General features: G+C 36.6%; 10 protein-coding genes, 4 tRNA genes and 3 rRNA genes. 6 read left to right on the top strand and 11 right to left on the bottom strand.

What is annotated here, in order from left to right; translation table 11 throughout:
• Nucleotides 1-29 precede the first annotated feature (29 nt).
• Nucleotides 30-1,880 carry a hydrolase/aminopeptidase gene (locus tag QWY99_RS17925; protein WP_290267092.1) on the top strand — a complete coding sequence of 617 codons (1,851 nt, stop codon included), beginning with the start codon at nucleotides 30-32 and terminating at the stop codon, nucleotides 1,878-1,880.
• Nucleotides 1,881-2,076: 196 nt separating this feature from the next.
• Here QWY99_RS17925 and QWY99_RS17930 read toward each other — a convergent pair whose 3' ends face one another.
• On the bottom strand, nucleotides 2,077-3,321 hold the full coding sequence (locus QWY99_RS17930; RefSeq protein WP_290267093.1) for a glycosyltransferase: 1,245 nt from the start codon (nucleotides 3,319-3,321) through the stop codon (nucleotides 2,077-2,079).
• Between the two features lie 109 nt (nucleotides 3,322-3,430).
• Between QWY99_RS17930 and QWY99_RS17935 the strand changes: the two genes are divergently transcribed.
• The 3 genes from QWY99_RS17935 to QWY99_RS17945 all read left to right on the top strand — a co-directional run bounded on the left by QWY99_RS17935 (nucleotide 3,431) and on the right by QWY99_RS17945 (nucleotide 7,621).
• Nucleotides 3,431-4,012: a MiaE family protein gene (locus tag QWY99_RS17935; RefSeq protein WP_229989805.1), complete on the top strand. Its 582-nt coding sequence runs from the start codon at nucleotides 3,431-3,433 to the stop codon at nucleotides 4,010-4,012.
• Nucleotides 4,013-4,037: 25 nt separating this feature from the next.
• A complete protein-coding gene (locus tag QWY99_RS17940) occupies nucleotides 4,038-6,812 on the top strand; it encodes an AsmA-like C-terminal region-containing protein (protein ID WP_290267094.1) in 2,775 nt (924 codons plus the stop codon).
• Between the two features lie 194 nt (nucleotides 6,813-7,006).
• Entirely contained in the window at nucleotides 7,007-7,621 is a 615-nt protein-coding gene (locus tag QWY99_RS17945) for an ISAon1 family transposase (RefSeq protein WP_290267095.1), read from the top strand.
• A gap of 255 nt (nucleotides 7,622-7,876) precedes the next feature.
• Here the strand turns inward: QWY99_RS17945 and QWY99_RS17950 are convergent.
• The 9 genes from QWY99_RS17950 to QWY99_RS17990 form a co-directional block, all read right to left on the bottom strand.
• Nucleotides 7,877-7,962 (bottom strand) — tRNA-Leu (locus QWY99_RS17950).
• A 6-nt stretch (nucleotides 7,963-7,968) separates the two neighbouring features.
• Nucleotides 7,969-8,041 (bottom strand) — tRNA-Phe (locus QWY99_RS17955).
• Nucleotides 8,042-8,098: 57 nt separating this feature from the next.
• Nucleotides 8,099-8,208 (bottom strand): 5S ribosomal RNA (gene rrf, locus QWY99_RS17960).
• A 154-nt stretch (nucleotides 8,209-8,362) separates the two neighbouring features.
• Nucleotides 8,363-11,247, bottom strand: a 23S ribosomal RNA gene (locus QWY99_RS17965).
• A 200-nt stretch (nucleotides 11,248-11,447) separates the two neighbouring features.
• Nucleotides 11,448-11,521, bottom strand: a tRNA-Ala gene (locus QWY99_RS17970).
• 88 nt (nucleotides 11,522-11,609) lie between these two features.
• A tRNA-Ile gene (locus tag QWY99_RS17975) sits at nucleotides 11,610-11,683 on the bottom strand.
• A gap of 120 nt (nucleotides 11,684-11,803) precedes the next feature.
• Nucleotides 11,804-13,317: ribosomal RNA gene (locus tag QWY99_RS17980) — 16S ribosomal RNA — on the bottom strand.
• The 16S, 23S and 5S rRNA genes sit together here with 4 tRNA genes alongside, the layout of an rRNA operon.
• Nucleotides 13,318-14,085: 768 nt before the next feature.
• Nucleotides 14,086-15,321 carry an ABC transporter permease gene (locus QWY99_RS17985; protein WP_290267096.1) on the bottom strand — a complete coding sequence of 412 codons (1,236 nt, stop codon included), beginning with the start codon at nucleotides 15,319-15,321 and terminating at the stop codon, nucleotides 14,086-14,088.
• Between the two features lie 101 nt (nucleotides 15,322-15,422).
• A complete protein-coding gene (locus QWY99_RS17990; protein ID WP_129540731.1) occupies nucleotides 15,423-15,917 on the bottom strand; it encodes a YkgJ family cysteine cluster protein in 495 nt (164 codons plus the stop codon).
• A 74-nt stretch (nucleotides 15,918-15,991) separates the two neighbouring features.
• Between QWY99_RS17990 and QWY99_RS17995 the strand changes: the two genes are divergently transcribed.
• Both QWY99_RS17995 and QWY99_RS18000 read left to right on the top strand, forming a co-directional pair.
• Nucleotides 15,992-16,699, top strand: a complete 708-nt coding sequence (locus QWY99_RS17995; protein ID WP_290267097.1) for a class I SAM-dependent methyltransferase — start codon at nucleotides 15,992-15,994, stop codon at nucleotides 16,697-16,699.
• A gap of 16 nt (nucleotides 16,700-16,715) precedes the next feature.
• On the top strand, nucleotides 16,716-17,258 hold the full coding sequence (locus tag QWY99_RS18000) for a YfiT family bacillithiol transferase (RefSeq protein ID WP_290267098.1): 543 nt from the start codon (nucleotides 16,716-16,718) through the stop codon (nucleotides 17,256-17,258).
• 151 nt (nucleotides 17,259-17,409) lie between these two features.
• On the opposite strand, the gene QWY99_RS18005 is transcribed toward QWY99_RS18000, so the two are convergent.
• Nucleotides 17,410-18,042 carry a 7-carboxy-7-deazaguanine synthase QueE gene (locus QWY99_RS18005; RefSeq protein WP_290267099.1) on the bottom strand — a complete coding sequence of 211 codons (633 nt, stop codon included), beginning with the start codon at nucleotides 18,040-18,042 and terminating at the stop codon, nucleotides 17,410-17,412.
• Nucleotides 18,043-18,133: the final 91 nt, after the last annotated feature.

Genomic DNA, 18,133 nt, shown 5'->3' on the forward strand with positions numbered 1-18,133 from the left:
TTTACATTTTAAACCAATTTTTTATAAAAATGAAAAAAATATTTCTACTAACCCTCTTTTTGGTAGCTCTGGCTTGTCAGAAAAAAGAAGAAGCAAAACAACCAACAATTGTTAAAGACGAACACTCTTTCTCAAAACCTGATTTAGCCGTAGTAAAACACTTAGATCTTGATATTAAAGTTGATTTTGAAACACAATCAATTTCAGGAAAAGCTTCTTGGTTAATCGACAATGTTAGCAAAGGCAACGAAATTATTTTTGACGAAAATACACTTAACATTACCAAAGTTACATTAGGTGATGATGAAAAAGAAACCAAATTTGAGCTTGGTACAGCAGTTGAATTACACGGTAAACCACTACATATAACAATAGAACCAAATACTACTAAAGTAAACATCTATTACAACACAACCAAAGATGCTATTGCTTTACAATGGTTAACGCCACAACAAACAGCAGATAAAAAACATCCGTTTCTTTTCTCGCAAGGCGAAAGCATTTGGTCACGTACTTGGATTCCATGTCAAGACTCCCCTAGTGTTCGTTTTACCTATTCTGCAAAAGTTACTGTTCCTAAAGATTTAATGGCTGTGATGAGTGCTGTAAATCCACAACAGAAAAACGACACAGGAGTTTACACTTTTAAACAAGACAAAGAAATACCATCTTATTTAATGGCAATTGCAGTTGGAGACATTCAATTTCAATCTATAGATGACAGAACAGGTGTTTACGCAGAACCATCTGTACTTAAAAAAGCAGCTTGGGAGTTTGCCGAACTAGGGAAAATGGTAGTTGCTGCCGAAAAATTATACGGACCCTACCGTTGGGGACGATATGATGTATTAGTTTTACCTCCAAGTTTTCCTTATGGCGGAATGGAAAATCCAAACTTAACATTCCTAACTCCTGGAGTTTTAGCAGGAGATCGCTCACTTACGAGTTTATTAGCACACGAACTAGGACATAGCTGGAGCGGGAACTTAGTTACCAATGCTACTTGGGATGATATTTGGCTTAACGAAGGATTCACTACCTATGTAGAACATAGAATTGGTGAAGAAATTTTCGGAAAGAAAGAAGCCGAAATGCAAGATGTTATAGGCCGTAAAGAATTAGATGATAATATCGCAGAATTTGGAAAAACTAATCCAGATAGCCGTTTAAAAGTATCACTTACCGGAAAAAATCCTGATGATGGAATAAATCAAATTCCGTATGCAAAAGGATATGAATTTTTAAAAGTTATCGAACATGCCGTTGGTCGTGAAAAATTTGATGCTTTTATTAAAAATTATTTTGATGCACATGCGTTTAAATCAATAACAACAGAAGATTTCGTGAACTACCTAAACGAAAATCTTATAAAAAATGATAAAGCTTTAGCTGATAAAATAAAAGCTGAAGATTGGATTTACAAACCTGGAGTACCATCAAATATAACTCCTGTAAATTCTGAAGATTTTAATGCTATAGACAAAATTCAAAAAACTTGGAGAAAAACAGGTATTAAAGGACTTAGCCAAAAAATAAAATCAACTACAGAAAAACAACATTTCATAGATTACCTCCCAGAGGACATTACTCCTAAAGAAATGGCCGAAATCGATGCTGAATTCAATTTTACTAAAGGCGGTAACTTTGTAATTAAGCGCCAATGGTTTGTTCCTGCAATTCGTCATAAATACACCGTAGCTTATCCAGCGATAGAACAATTTATGATTGCCACTAGTAGAACAGGATCTTTAATGACACTTTATAAAGAGATGGTAAAAACTCCTGAAGGCAAAGTTTGGGCAAAGCAAATTTTTGATAAAGCAAAATCTGGTTATCATGCTACAACAATTCAGAGTGTAGAAAACCTACTAAACAAATAGTCTTATACAATCCCGATTGCTCATAGTAATCGGGATTTTTTATACTCAGAAAAATTAGCCATTTCATAACGTAAATTCTCAATGCACTAAGATGAAGCATCATCAAATTTTGCAATATCACAAGATGCAATTCAACAAAAATTACTGTAACACCATAATTGCATCAGGAAACAGTAGGGTTTAATAAAACTATGATTTAAATTTTATTCTTAGCCTCAATCCATTTAGACATATACTTTGTACTTCTTAAGGTATGATGCTGTAATATGCTTCCCATAAAATTATTAATACGATGTGAGATTAAATTAGATTGTAAATACTCTATTTTATTGATGAAATCTAAAGCAAAATCATCCTTTAAATAACGAGAATTAACAATTTCAATCCCCCTTACTTGCGCTTCCTTCCAAATTTCTTTATTTTGGTACAAAGTCACAGCCACATTTGCAAAATCAGAAGGATCATCAACGATAAAACCATTCCAAGGCAAATCTCCACACATCGCTTCTGCACCTATGGTTGAAGTAACGCTCGGTGTTCCAACTTGCATAGCTTCGACTAATTTCCCTTTTAGACCAGCACCAAATCGTATTGGAGCCAAAACTATTCGGGATTGTTTTACTACCGCTTGAGCATCATCTGCACGCCCCATAATACAAAATCCAGATTTAAGCTGGTGCAATTGTAGTACTTTTTGCGACGGATAAGCTCCGTATATATTTAATACAGCATCGGGTAATTGCTTTTTTATCAAAGGCCAAATTGATTCTTTTAAATATTGAACTGTATTCCAATTGGGTTCATGTAAAAAATTACCAATAAAAATAAAATTATCTCTTTCTTCGAAAGAAGGTAATTCATTTAGTATTTCTTCTGAAATTGGTTCTAATAAAAAAGGTAAGTAATATAATAATGAAGCATCAATTTTAAATACTGTTTGCAACAACTCCATTTCAAATTCAGAAATCATCAATGACAAATCACAACGCAAAATACTAGCGATTTCACGTTTAGCAACTTCCTCAGTCAATAAATCAGTAATTACAAAACTTCTATTCTCCTTAAATGCTTTTTGACGCGCTTGACGTAAACAATGTAAATCTTCTGTATCCAAAATACGTAAGGCGTCTGGGCAATTTTCAGACACACGCCATCCAAATTGTTCTTCTATCATAAACCGATCAAACAAAACAATCGATGGATTTAGTTCTTTTACATACTCGTCAAAACTAGAACAATTTAAAGCAATCGTTTTTTTTTCAATTCCATATGCAGGTAAATCAATCATAAAATCACTATCCAAAGCTGGACTAGCAAATGTAATATCAAACCCTTGCTCTCTAAAAATTGAAATTAATTGCATCATTCTTCCACCCGCCGCCGATGAATTAGGCTCAGGCCACACAAAACCGATTATTAACAGCCTTTTAAGCTCACTCATATTCTATTTTATTTCAGCTACAAAATAATACTATTTAAGTGGCAAATTCATCATATAATCCAAAAATCAGGAATAAAACACTAATTTTGTAGGTTATAAATTAGATATCATGTTAGGATTAAAATTAGCTACAGACCCTCGTTGGGTAAACATTGTCGAATCGAACATCGAAGAGATTCTAACCGACCATGCGTGGTGTGAGCAAAAGGCTGCTTCAAATGCTATAAGTCTGATAACTTACAACTCAGAATTAGAAGAATTAGTAACAGAACTACTAGTAATTGCAAGAGAAGAATTAGAACATTTACAAATGGTGCATGATTTAATTAAAAGAAAAGGATTGACTCTTGGCCGTGAGCGTAAGGATCATTATGTAAATGAGTTATTTAAATTCATGAAAAAAGATGGTAGTCGAAAAGATGCATTGGTTGACCGTTTGTTGTTTTCTGCTATGATAGAAGCAAGAAGTTGTGAGCGTTTTAAAGTTCTTTCAGAAAATATCCAAGATCAAGAATTAGCAAAATTCTATCGTGATTTAATGATCTCAGAAGCTGGACATTACACTACTTTCCTTGGTTTTGCAAGAAAGTACACAGACAACATAGATGTTGATAAACGTTGGGCTGAATGGATTGAATTTGAAACTTCAATTATTACCAATTATGGCAAACAAGAAACTATTCACGGATAAAAACTAATTTATTTCCCCCCATATTATGGCAAATAGTAATTTGAAACCCATTTTATACAGAATAGTAAAATACATTGGAATAGGGCTTGTTGTTATTTTAGCATTGCTTTTTATAACTCCTTATGTATTTTCGGACAAGATAAAAGAAGAGATAAAAAAAACAGCAAATAAAAAACTTAATGCTGAGTTGAACTACTCAGATGCTACTATTTCGTTCTTCCATCATTTCCCATCACTGACATTAACTTTAAATGATTTAAAATTAAATGGATCGGCTCCATTTCAAAAAGAAAACTTTGTTACTGCAAAAGAAGTTTCTTTTGGTATCAATATAAGTAGTTTGATTTTTGGAGAAACTGTCAGTATCGACCAAATATATTTGTCTAATTCTTTTATCAATGTAAAAGTTAATAAAAATGGAGAAGCAAATTATAACGTTTATAAATCGTCTGAAGCAGAAAAAACAGCTGAGAGTGGTAACGAAGACTCCTCTTTAAAATTAGAGAAAATTGTAATCATTAATAGTAAAATAGTCTACGATGATTTATCAACAAAGCTACATTTTGATATTTTTGGATTTAATTACACTGGAAAAGGAGATTTAAGTAAAGATATTTTCGATTTATATTCTAAAGCAAAAATTGAAAAACTTAATATCTTATATGAGAACGAACCTTATTTAATGAATAAAAAGGTAGATGCTGACTTGATCACCAAAGTAAATATAAACTCATTATCTTTTCTTTTTGAACAAAACAATTTAAAAATAAATCAGCTTATAGTCGATTTTAAAGGAAAATTTGATTTCTTAAAAGATGGGTATAATATTGATTTCATCGTGAAATCCGACAATAGTCAGTTACACGATGTTTTCACAGCATTCCCTCCTAAATTCATTACCTGGCTATCAAAAACAGATTTAAAAGGAAATACAAATCTATTACTTACTTTAAAAGGTAAATATATTGCCTCACAAAACATTGCTCCTGATTTAAATGTCGATTTAAAAATAAACGATGGGTTTGTGAACTATAATAAAAGCTCCTTTCCTGTTTCAAATTTAAATCTAGATGTAAACACAAAATTACCTTCATTAAATCCTGATCTTTTAATTGTTGATGCAAAAAACTTAGCTTTAAATATCAATAAAGATCATTTAAAATCTAAATTTTATGTAAAAGGAGTAAATACTCCTGAAGTAGACGTAGATTTAAACAGCCAGATAGATCTAGAAAAACTAACTCAAGCATTAGGAATTCCAGACATTGAATTAAAAGGGAATCTTACTGGACATGTTAAAGCAAAAGGAATATTTGATTTAAAAAAGAAACTTTTCCCTGTAACTTCAGGGAGTATAGACCTAAAAAACGGGTATATAAAGACTAAGTATTATCCAAATCCAATTACTGACATAAATATTGTATCAAAAATTGATAATAAAAAAGGAACTTTTGATGATTTGAAAGTCAAATTAGCTCCTGCGCAAATAACCTTCGAAGGAAAACCCTTTTTTATTACTGCAGACTTAAGTAACTTTAATGATCTTGCTTATGATATTAAAGCAAAAGGAGAATTAGATATAAGCAAAATATATAGAGTTTTTTCACAAAAAGGACTAGATTTAGATGGCTCGATTAAAGCTGACTTAGTTTTAAAAGGAAAACAAAGTGATGCAGAAAAAGGAAACTATAGCAAACTCAATAACAAAGGAACTCTAGCAATAAAAAATATTGGTATTGTATCTGAATACCTACCTAAGAAATTCATTATCAAAGAAGGGATTTTTAAAATAAACCAAGACAAAATGTTTTTCAAAAACTTTATGTCAACCTATGGTCAGTCAGATTTTAAAATGAATGGATATTTACAAAATGTCTTTAATTTTATGACAACCAAAAATGGTGTTTTAAAAGGATCATTTACTATAAATTCAAAGTATATCAATGTCGATGAATTTATGTCGAGTACAACAATTGAAACAAGTAATACGACAGAAAGTATTAGTACAAAAACTATCGAAACTCCTAAAGTAGAGGTTACACAAACGGGAGTTATCATAATTCCGAAGAATTTTAATTTACAATTTCAAGCAAACGCGCAAAAAGTTAACTTTGACAAACTTGCTTTAAATAATGCAAAAGGAAATCTTAAGATGAATAAAGGAATTTTAACCATGCAAAATACTGGTTTTAATTTAATAGGTTGTGACGTAACCATGGACGCCACTTATCAATCTTTAACGATGAAAAAAGCTTTATTTGACTACAGCATCAAAGCAACTGATTTTGACGTTAAAAAAGCTTATAATGAGATTGAAATGTTTAGAAAAATGGCAAGTGCAGCAGAGAAAGCACAAGGTACTGTTTCTTTAGATTACAAATTAAAAGGACGTCTTAATGCCAATATGGAACCTGTTTATCCGTCGATAGTTGGTGAAGGTGTAATTTCTGTAAAAGACATTAAACTTTATGGCATGAAAATGTTCAATGCAGTTAGCAAGACAACGAATCATGAAGCGATTAAAAATCCACAAATCACTAAAGTTGACATTAAGAGTAGCATAAAAAACAATATAATTACCTTAGAACGATTCAAATTCAAATTTGCAGGTTTCAGACCAAGAATAGAAGGAACGACTAGTTTAGATGGTAAATTAAATATTAAAATGAGATTAGGCTTACCCCCTTTAGGAATCATAGGAATTCCAATGATAATCAAAGGAACCAAAGATAATCCTAAAATAAAAATAGGTAGAAAATCAGAAGATCTAGAAGAAACTCAAGACACTGAAGATAAATAGAATTTCAAATAAATAGTAAGCCTGCTCTTGAGCGGGCTTTTTTTATGCATACATAAGAGCCAATACTCGTTTAGCTTAATTTTAAAGCATTTTCCTCTAGATACACTAATTAATTATGAAAGCAATTAAAGCGTTCTAAAACACGAAAAAAGCGCTGCTTTTTTTTGTGTTCAAAGGGATCAATATGAAAACCAGTGGGAAGACAAAAATGTTTCCCTAAATCTCGAATTGTCACTGATAGGTTTCATGTACAAAAACTAGCTACTCAAGCTGTTCAAGAGGAGCGAATAAAATTAAGATGGGAGATTATAGAACAAGAGAATATTCAATACGAAAGAAGTAAAAATACAGGAAAACCATACAGTCCAGAACTACTCTCAAACGGAGATACTAAAAAACAGCTTTTAGCACGCTCTAGATATGTATTGTTTAAAACTCCAAACAAATGGACGACTTCACAAGCCCTTAGAGCACAGCTATTATTTGAATTATATCCATCAATTAAAAAAGCTTACAAACTAGCGCAAGGTCTATGTTATATCTACGAGAACAATACCAATAAAAATACAGCAAGATTAAAATTAGCCCAATGGTATAATACAGTAGAAGATTCTGGATTTAGGTCTTTCAATACCATCGCAAAATCAATACAAATACATTACGAATCGATTCTGAACTATTTTAATAATAGAAGTACAAATGCTTCGGCAGAATCTTTTAATGCCAAAATAAAGGAATTTAGAGCTCAGTTCAGAGGTGTAAGAGATATTGAATTCTTTCTCTATAGATTAACTAAATTATATGCATAATTATACTAGTCCCCAAAAATAACGCTTAATCCGAGATTCTTCGTACCTCAGAAAGACAAGATTGTGGTTAAAAAAATTTCGACAAAAAAAATTCTTGCTACATCGCAGGTTTATGTATTGATCCGTATTCGTTTTGACCCAACATTTTTGCATAAACACAACTTTTGAACCTGATCCCCCATGATACTCTATTATTCCTAGTAATTAGAGAAAATAAAAAAACTCCAATCAGCAAAAGCCAATTGGAGTTTTTAGTACTCAGAGCGGGACTTGAACCCGCACGAACATTGCTGTTCACTGGATTTTAAGTCCAGCGTGTCTACCAATTTCACCATCCGAGCATTATGTGGTACCTCCAGGGATCGAACCAGGGACACATGGATTTTCAGTCCATTGCTCTACCATCTGAGCTAAGGTACCTAATCTATTATTCATAGATAAGAATAAAAACCCTGTTGGTTAAAACAGGGTTTTAAAGAAAGGCGACGACATACTCTCCCACATAACTGCAGTACCATCTGCGCAGGCGGGCTTAACTACTCTGTTCGGGATGGGAAGAGGTGAGCCCCGCCGCAATAACCACCTTAAGGTCGTTAGTTGCTTTGGACAACTTTTCAAGTGTTAATTACTAATTCTTGTTTAGTAATTATCAAGTGAACAATATCTTAACACACTGAGATAAAGAAAAAATATAATTTATTTAGAAAGTTTCTCCCCCACACCGTAGTGTGGGGAAAAGGTGTACATAAGCTTACGGATTATTAGTACTACTCGACTATGACATTACTGCCTTTACATCTATAGCCTATCAACGTGGTCATCTCCCACGATCCTTAAAAGAAATCTCATCTTGTGGTGGGTTTCGCGCTTATATGCTTTCAGCGCTTATCCCTTCCAAACGTAGCTACTCTGCGGTGCTCCTGGCGGAACAACAGATACACTAGAGGTTTGTCCAATTCGGTCCTCTCGTACTAGAATCAGATCCACTCAAATTTCTTGCGCCCACAGTAGATAGAGACCGAACTGTCTCACGACGTTCTGAACCCAGCTCGCGTGCCACTTTAATGGGCGAACAGCCCAACCCTTGGGACCTTCTCCAGCCCCAGGATGTGACGAGCCGACATCGAGGTGCCAAACCCCCCCGTCGATATGAGCTCTTGGGGGAGATCAGCCTGTTATCCCCGGCGTACCTTTTATCCTTTGAGCGATGGCCCTTCCATGCGGAACCACCGGATCACTATGCTCTACTTTCGTACCTGATCGACCTGTATGTCTCTCAGTCAAGCTCCCTTATGCCATTGCACTCTACGCACGGTTACCAAGCGTACTGAGGGAACCTTTAGAAGCCTCCGTTACTCTTTTGGAGGCGACCACCCCAGTCAAACTACCCACCAAGCAATGTCCCCCGCAATCACGGGGTTAGGCCTCAGATAAACAAAGGGTTGTATTTCAACAATGACTCCACAACGCCTAGCGACGCCACTTCACAGTCTCCAACCTATCCTACACATCATTTATCCAAGGTCAATACTAAGCTATAGTAAAGGTGCACAGGGTCTTTTCGTCCCACTGCGGGTAAGCGGCATCTTCACCGCTACTACAATTTCACCGAGCTCATGGCTGAGACAGTGTCCAGATCGTTACACCATTCGTGCAGGTCGGAACTTACCCGACAAGGAATTTCGCTACCTTAGGACCGTTATAGTTACGGCCGCCGTTTACTGGGGCTTCAATTCAATGCTTCTCCGAAGATAACATCTCCTCTTAACCTTCCAGCACCGGGCAGGTGTCAGGCCCTATACTTCATCTTACGATTTTGCAGAGCCCTGTGTTTTTGATAAACAGTCGCCTGGACCTCTTCACTGCGGCCAGCATTGCTGCTGGCGACCTTTCTCCCGAAGTTACAGGTCTATTTTGCCTAATTCCTTAGCCATGAATCTCTCGAGCACCTTAGGATTCTCTCCTCAACTACCTGTGTCGGTTTACGGTACTGGTACTAATTACCTGAAGTTTAGAGGTTTTTCTTGGAAGCCCTTAGGCGCACTATCTCTTCAACCGAAGTCTCCGAGTACTATCGTATTTCCCCAAGCCGTGTGGATTTGCCTGCACAGCTTATAGGTAGGTACTTCAACGAACTATTCCGTCAGTTCGCGGCGCTTTCATCACTCCGTCACCCCATCACAGTAATTAGTAGTACGGGAATATTAACCCGTTAGCCATCGACTGTCCCTTTCGGGTTCGCCTTAGGACCAGACTAACCCACAGCTGATTAGCATAGCTGTGGAAACCTTAGTTTTTCGGTGTGCGGGTTTCTCGCCCGCATTATCGTTACTTATGCCTACATTTTCTTTTCTAACCAGTCCAGCATACCTTACGATACACCTTCAACCCTGTTAGAATGCTCCCCTACCACTTACAGTAAACTGTAAATCCATAGCTTCGGTAATATGTTTATGCCCGATTATTATCCATGCTCGTCCGCTCGACTAGTGAGCTGTTACGCACTCTTTAAATGAATGGCTGCTTCCAAGCCAACATCCTAGCTGTCTGGGCAGACAAACCTCGTTCTTTCAACTTAACATATATTTGGGGACCTTAGCTGATGGTCTGGGTTCTTTCCCTCTCGGACTTGGACCTTAGCACCCAAGCCCTCACTGTTGTGAAACATTATATAGCATTCGGAGTTTGTCAGGAATTGGTAGGCGGTGAAGCCCCCGCATCCAATCAGTAGCTCTACCTCTATATAACTTTATGCACAACGCTGCACCTAAATGCATTTCGGGGAGTACGAGCTATTTCCGAGTTTGATTGGCCTTTCACCCCTACCCACAGGTCATCCGAAGACTTTTCAACGTCAACCGGTTCGGTCCTCCACTGTGTGTTACCACAGCTTCAACCTGCCCATGGGTAGATCACACGGTTTCGCGTCTAACACTACTGACTAAAGCGCCCTATTCAGACTCGCTTTCGCTACGGATCCGTGGCTTAACCACTTATCCTTGCCAGCAACGTTAACTCGTAGGCTCATTATGCAAAAGGCACGCCGTCACCCCACGAAAGGGCTCCGACCGCTTGTAAGCGTATGGTTTCAGGATCTATTTCACTCCGTTATTCACGGTTCTTTTCACCTTTCCCTCACGGTACTGGTTCACTATCGGTCTCTCAGGAGTATTTAGCCTTAGCGGATGGTCCCGCCAAATTCAGACAGGGTTTCACGTGCCCCGCCCTACTCAGGATACCACTATCCTTTACACTCATTACCTATACGGGACTATCACCCTCTATGGTTCTACTTTCCAGTAGATTCTAATTCTTTGTGCAAGAAATCTCGTGGTCCTACAACCCCAATCATGCCGTAACATGGTTGGTTTGGGCTAATCCGCGTTCGCTCGCCACTACTTACGGAATCACTTTTGTTTTCTTCTCCTCCGCCTACTTAGATGTTTCAGTTCAGCGGGTTTGCCCACCTATCGGTGTACTATGTCTTCAACATAGTGGGTTGCCCCATTCAGGTATCTACGGATCAATTCGTGTGTGCCGATCCCCGTAGCTTTTCGCAGCTTATCACGCCTTTCATCGCCTCTGAGAGCCAAGGCATCCCCCATACGCCCTTATTTTGCTTATTGTACCAATCATAATTTAATATGACCGTTTTTTTTTGTTTTTATATTTTGTATTGCTACTCAATAAAAACGCTTTCTACTTTTTATTATTTTCTTATCTCAATATGTCAATGAACTTTTTCTTTTTAGATTAAGAAAATAGAGATTAGAGTATAGACTTAATCTATATTCTTTTTTTCTATATTCTATCTTCTTAAAGATAGTGGAGAATAACGGAGTCGAACCGTTGACCTCCTGCGTGCAAGGCAGGCGCTCTAGCCAGCTGAGCTAATCCCCCATTTTTAAAATGATGATGAATTATGAGTTATGAATTCACTCATAAATGCTCAACTTCTAAAATTTCCTTTTATTTAAGTTTTAAATAGTAGTCCCGGGCAGACTCGAACTGCCGACCCCTACATTATCAGTGTAGTACTCTAACCAGCTGAGCTACGAGACTCTGTTTTACTTAAATTTATTATTTGAACTAACAGCAGAGTAATATAATCTTTAGAGATGAACCTTTAGTATCTTTCGTCTTCTTTCCCTAGCGTGCATATAGCTAACACTAAGGCTCTAGAAAGGAGGTGTTCCAGCCGCACCTTCCGGTACGGCTACCTTGTTACGACTTAGCCCTAGTTACCAGTTTTACCCTAGGCAGCTCCTTGCGGTCACCGACTTCAGGCACCCCCAGCTTCCATGGCTTGACGGGCGGTGTGTACAAGGCCCGGGAACGTATTCACCGGATCATGGCTGATATCCGATTACTAGCGATTCCAGCTTCACGGAGTCGAGTTGCAGACTCCGATCCGAACTGTGACCGGTTTTATAGATTCGCTCCTGGTCGCCCAGTGGCTGCTCTCTGTACCGGCCATTGTAGCACGTGTGTAGCCCAAGGCGTAAGGGCCGTGATGATTTGACGTCATCCCCACCTTCCTCACAGTTTGCACTGGCAGTCTTGTTAGAGTTCCCGACATGACTCGCTGGCAACTAACAACAGGGGTTGCGCTCGTTATAGGACTTAACCTGACACCTCACGGCACGAGCTGACGACAACCATGCAGCACCTTGTAATTTGTCTTGCGAAAAATCTGTTTCCAAATCGGTCAAACTACATTTAAGCCTTGGTAAGGTTCCTCGCGTATCATCGAATTAAACCACATGCTCCACCGCTTGTGCGGGCCCCCGTCAATTCCTTTGAGTTTCATTCTTGCGAACGTACTCCCCAGGTGGGATACTTATCACTTTCGCTTAGCCACTGAGATTGCTCCCAACAGCTAGTATCCATCGTTTACGGCGTGGACTACCAGGGTATCTAATCCTGTTCGCTACCCACGCTTTCGTCCATCAGCGTCAATCAATTAGTAGTAACCTGCCTTCGCAATTGGTATTCCATGTAATCTCTAAGCATTTCACCGCTACACTACATATTCTAGTTACTTCCTAATAATTCAAGTTTAGCAGTATCAATGGCCGTTCCACCGTTGAGCGATGGGCTTTCACCACTGACTTACTAAACCGCCTACGGACCCTTTAAACCCAATGATTCCGGATAACGCTTGGATCCTCCGTATTACCGCGGCTGCTGGCACGGAGTTAGCCGATCCTTATTCTTACAGTACCGTCAAGCTGGTTCACGAACCAGGGTTTCTTCCTGTATAAAAGCAGTTTACAATCCATAGGACCGTCATCCTGCACGCGGCATGGCTGGATCAGGCTTGCGCCCATTGTCCAATATTCCTCACTGCTGCCTCCCGTAGGAGTCTGGTCCGTGTCTCAGTACCAGTGTGGGGGATCTCCCTCTCAGGACCCCTACCCATCGTAGCCTTGGTAAGCCGTTACCTTACCAACTAGCTAATGGGACGCATGCTCATCTTTTACCGTTGTGACTTTAATTGCTGAATGATGCCATTCTGCAATGCTATGAGGTATTAATCCAAATTTCTCTGGGCTATCCCTCTGTAAAAGGTAGATTGCATACGCGTTACGCACCCGTGCGCCGGTCTCTGCTCCCGAAGAAGCATACCCCTCGACTTGCATGTGTTAAGCCTGCCGCTAGCGTTCATCCTGAGCCAGGATCAAACTCTTCATCGTATATTTTTTATATTATATTGCGACTCAGATTCTATCGGTTATATTCAAATCTTGCGATTCTATTACTCTTTATTATTTGTTTCGAAATCTCTTTCGAAACGGCTGTCAATTCAATATGTCTAAGAACTTTCTCTTTATTTTTGTATCGCTTGTTTCTCAAAGCGGATGCAAAAGTAATGAACTCCTTTTTAACTGGCAAGATATTTTTGAAGTTTTTTTTAGAAATTTTTATTTCTAATTTCACTTCTTATCTTAGCAGTATTTCAAGGAACTTCGCTTCTTTTGCGGGGTGCAAATGTAACTTTCGTTTTCCAAACTCACAAGCTTTTTTTAATCTTTATTTTTAAAACTTTCGTTTCTAATTTTGATTATTTGCTTGTCAGTATTTCAGTGAACGTCTTATTTGTTGCGGGTGCAAAACTACCACCTTTTTATAGATAAACAATACTTTCCGCTTGTGTTTTTGCGTTTATTTTTTGATTATTTTTTGATTATTTCTTAATGTATTGATAACGTTAATTTTAACATTTGGGTGTTTTTGCGTTTTATGAGGTTTTTCTGTGGGGTAGCATTCTCTTTCCTTGTTTTCACTCGCTTTTACTGGGGTTCTCGCGAAGACGCAAAGACACAAGCTTATTATATTGTCGTTAAATATGTCGTTTATCCTCTATTTTACCCCTCCTAGCCCTGATAGAAGCGGAAATCCTTGCCCTTTTTTCTTTAAAAAGGACAAGATTGAAGCGCATAGCAGGTAAAAGCTCCTAGAAATTAATCAAATCGTATTGCTTTGACTGGAGAAATCTTCGTTATTATATAGGAAGGAATCAATAGTACCAAGAAACAAACTGTTATGGTAAGCAGATTCAGCAATAACACATATCCCCAATTGAGATAAACTGGCGCTTGATTGACATAATAGTTTTCAGGATTAAGTTGAATAATCCCAAACTGCTGCTGGATTAACAAAAGTGAAATCCCAATAAGGTTACCCCAGAACAATCCTCTTACTATTAGGTAAAGCGCATTATAAAGGAATATTTTCCGAATAACCCAATTGTTAGCACCTAATGCTTTTAAGATACCTATCATTTGTGTACGTTCTAATATTAAAACTAACAATGCAACTACCATATTTATAGTTGCTACTATAATCATAATACCTAGAATAACTATTATATTAAAATCGAAAAGCTCTAACCAATCAAAAATGTAGCTGTATTTCTCGATAATGGTTTTTGTGTCGAGTGTTGATGATGTTTGCTGATATATTTTGTCTCCCGTAGTTTTTATACTTCCAAAGTCTTTTAAGAAAACCTCAAATGCTCCAACTTGATCTGGAGCCCATTTATTAATACGCTGTATATGGCGAATATCCCCTATTATATAGGTAGCATCGAAATCCTGAAATCCTGAATTGAAGATTCCTGCAATTTTGAATCTACGAACATTTGGTAATTTGTTTTGATCTTCTTTTATAAAGAACGTATTGAACGCATCCCCTACTTTCAGGTTTAACCTATCAGCAAGGAACCGAGATAGCAAAACTTCTTCATTAATGGTTTTAGTGAAATCTGGAAGTTTACCATCAACTAAATACTCCTTTATATTATTCCAATCATAATCGGCACCAACTCCTTTGAATATAATTCCCTCAAAAGCTGCTTCGGTTCTTATTATTCCAGCTTTACTTGCTATTGCCTGAATATGGTTTACTTCTGGCACTGAAGTAAACTTAGGATAAAAATCTTGTTTTATGGATATTGGACTGATTGTTACTTCCGACTGGTTGTTATCGTAATTAGAGATTATTACCTGTCCATTGAAAGCCGATACTTTTTCACGTATTTTTTTCTGCAATCCAATTCCAGTTGCTACCGAAACCAACATCATTATTATTCCGATTGCAATAGCCGAGATTGCAATTTTTATAATTGGCGCAGAGATACTGCTTTTATGATCCTTGGCAGTAATAAGTCTTTTGGCTATAAAATATTCTAGATTCAAATTAATTGGGTGTCTTTTTATAAGTTCAAAAATACGGTTTAATAAGTAAACTTAAATTACTCGCAAAAACAATTACGAAATATTTAAGGCAAAAGTCTTCCTTATAAAGGCAAGCGTTTTTTCATTGCTTCTACAATATTAAATGCTGCTGGGCACATTGCAACGTTTTTAAGTGTTAAGTCTGAAATTTGCTGAAACTTTTTGCGATCTGTATGCGGGAATTCACGACATGCTTTAGGTCGCACATCATAAATCATACAATAGTTTTCATTATCTAGAAAAGTACATGGAACACTTTGCAAAACATAATCCTTATCCTCATCTATACGAAGGTATTGCTCAATAAACTGTTGCGGCTTTTGTCGTAAATGTTTTGAGATACGCTCGATATCAGCATCTGTAAATAATGGCCCTGTTGTTTTGCAACAATTAGCACATTTTAAACAATCTGTTTTCCTAAATTCAGCATCATGTAATTCCTGCATTACGTAATCTAAATTTTTAGGTTGTTTCTTTTTAAGCTTATCGAAATACTTTTTGTTTTCGATATGCTTATCTTTGGCCAACTTATTTAAGTTGTTTAAAATTTCTTTCAAGTTTAAGATTTAAAGTTGAACTGCAAAATTAAACAACTTTAAACTCGAAACCTTAAACTTTGAACTAAAATACGATGAAAGACCTTTTTGGGAAAGCAATGCTGGATTTCCAGACCAATAATTCACCTGAGGATTTAATTACCGAAACTACAATTTCTGAGGCTGACGAAATGAGCGTTGCTTATTTATTTCGCTCTTTTAAAGAAATGCCTAAACTAGAACAAAAAGCATTGGAACTTGCTAAAGGAAAAGTACTTGATGTGGGTTGCGGCGCAGGAAGTCACAGTTTGTATCTGCAGAATGAAAAGAAACTTGACGTAACCTCGATAGATATTTCTGAAAAGGCAATTGAAACTTGTAAACTTCGTGGGGTAATAAATGCGAATGTACAAGATATACTAACTCTTGAAGGAGAAAAATACGATACAATTATATTATTAATGAATGGTGTGGGGATTTTTGGAAAACTAGAAAATTGCAATAAATTTTTAACCAAGCTTAAATCTCTCTTAAATCCAGGAGGACAAATCTTACTAGACAGCTCTGACATTATATATATGTTTGACGAAGACGAGGACGGCGGGAAATGGATTCCATCGGATAATGAGTATTATGGAGAAGTTACTTTCAACATCTCTTATAAAGGAGAAAAAGAAAATGCTTTTGAATGGTTATATCTAGATTACAACACACTACAAAATGCCGCCATGGCAAACGGTTTTAAATGTGAACTTGTTTTAGAAGGAGAACATTATGATTATTTAGCCAGACTTACTGTTTAAAATAAAACATAACAAAATGGAAAATTTAGATTTAGAGAAATTAAAATATCCTATCGGAAAATTCATAGCACCTGATGTTTATTCAACTGTATATATTTCAAACAAAATCGAAGAGATTTCATCTTTTCCTGAAAGATTAAAAAAAGAGGTTATTAATTTATCCGACGAACAACTTAATACTCCATATCGCCCAGATGGCTGGTCGGTAAGACAACTCATTCATCATTGTGCCGAAAGTCACATGAATTGTTTTATTAGAATAAAATGGACTTTAACAGAAGACAATCCGATAATAAAAGGGTATCATGAAGATTTATGGGCTGAATTACCTGACGATTTAACAATGCCAATTCAACCTACTTTGTCATTACTAGAGGGATTGCACTTTCGTTTAGCCTATATTATGAAAAACATATCCAAAGCTGACCTTGAAAAAACCTTTATTCATCCTGAAAACAATTCGATTGTGTCTCTTAAACAAATAATAGGAACCTACGCTTGGCATGGAAATCATCACCTGACACATATTACAACATTAAAAAAACACAAAGAATGGTAACGGTTAAAAAAGGATCATTAAGTAAATATAAATTGAACCTTCTTTACACATAACATATACTATTTAGCCAATACCTCTTTTACATCTTTCGCAATAAAAACAAAGAAAGCCTTTTCATATGAAAAGGCTTTCTTTATTATATAAACACCCTTTAAGGAATATTTAAATATTTATGCGTTTGAAGTGATACTCTCCATTTTGGATTGTTCATCACATACTCAACAATAAGTGGCGTCATTTCTTCTTTCTTACTCCATTCTGGCTGAAGAAATAATATTGCGTTTCCATTTACCAATTCAGCCTGTTCTTCTGCAAAGATAAAATCATGCTTATTATAAATGATAACCTTTAACTCATGAGCATTATCATAAACTGTTTGTGTAGGCAATTTATTCTTTTTTGGCGAAAGACAGATCCAATCCCACGTTCCTGTTAACGGATAAGCTCCTGAGGTTTCGATGTGGACTTTCAAATTTTTATTTTTCAATTCCTTCGTCAGTACAGTCATGTCCCATGTTAATGGCTCACCACCAGTAATAACAACTGTATCAGCATATTTACTAGCATTACTCACAATTAAGTCAACACTTGTTGGCGGATGCAATTCTGCATTCCAGCTTTCTTTAACATCACACCAATGGCAACCTACATCACACCCACCAATACGGATAAAATAAGCTGCTGTTCCTGTATGAAATCCTTCACCTTGAATCGTGTAAAACTCTTCCATCAAGGGCAACATCGCACCTTTATTTACTTCTAATTGCATTTCTTTTGATAACATTACTAAAATTTAAAGTGCAAAGATAGTCAATAAAAAATGGAACAATAAAAAAACCGATAACTCAAAGAGTTATCGGTTTAAAAATATCTGT

Source organism: Flavobacterium branchiarum (assembly GCF_030409845.1).
Lineage (GTDB): Bacteria > Bacteroidota > Bacteroidia > Flavobacteriales > Flavobacteriaceae > Flavobacterium > Flavobacterium branchiarum.

What these genes read in the sequence shown, in the direction of transcription:
- QWY99_RS18000 (WP_290267098.1), top strand. Translation starts at nt 16,716, where the DNA reads ATGGAAAATTTAGATTTAGAGAAATTAAAATATCCTATCGGAAAATTC.
- QWY99_RS17940 (WP_290267094.1), top strand. Translation starts at nt 4,038, where the DNA reads ATGGCAAATAGTAATTTGAAACCCATTTTATACAGAATAGTAAAATAC.
- QWY99_RS18005 (WP_290267099.1), bottom strand. Translation starts at nt 18,042, where the DNA reads ATGTTATCAAAAGAAATGCAATTAGAAGTAAATAAAGGTGCGATGTTG.
- QWY99_RS17930 (WP_290267093.1), bottom strand. Translation starts at nt 3,321, where the DNA reads ATGAGTGAGCTTAAAAGGCTGTTAATAATCGGTTTTGTGTGGCCTGAG.
- QWY99_RS17995 (WP_290267097.1), top strand. Translation starts at nt 15,992, where the DNA reads ATGAAAGACCTTTTTGGGAAAGCAATGCTGGATTTCCAGACCAATAAT.
- QWY99_RS17925 (WP_290267092.1), top strand. Translation starts at nt 30, where the DNA reads ATGAAAAAAATATTTCTACTAACCCTCTTTTTGGTAGCTCTGGCTTGT.
- QWY99_RS17935 (WP_229989805.1), top strand. Translation starts at nt 3,431, where the DNA reads ATGTTAGGATTAAAATTAGCTACAGACCCTCGTTGGGTAAACATTGTC.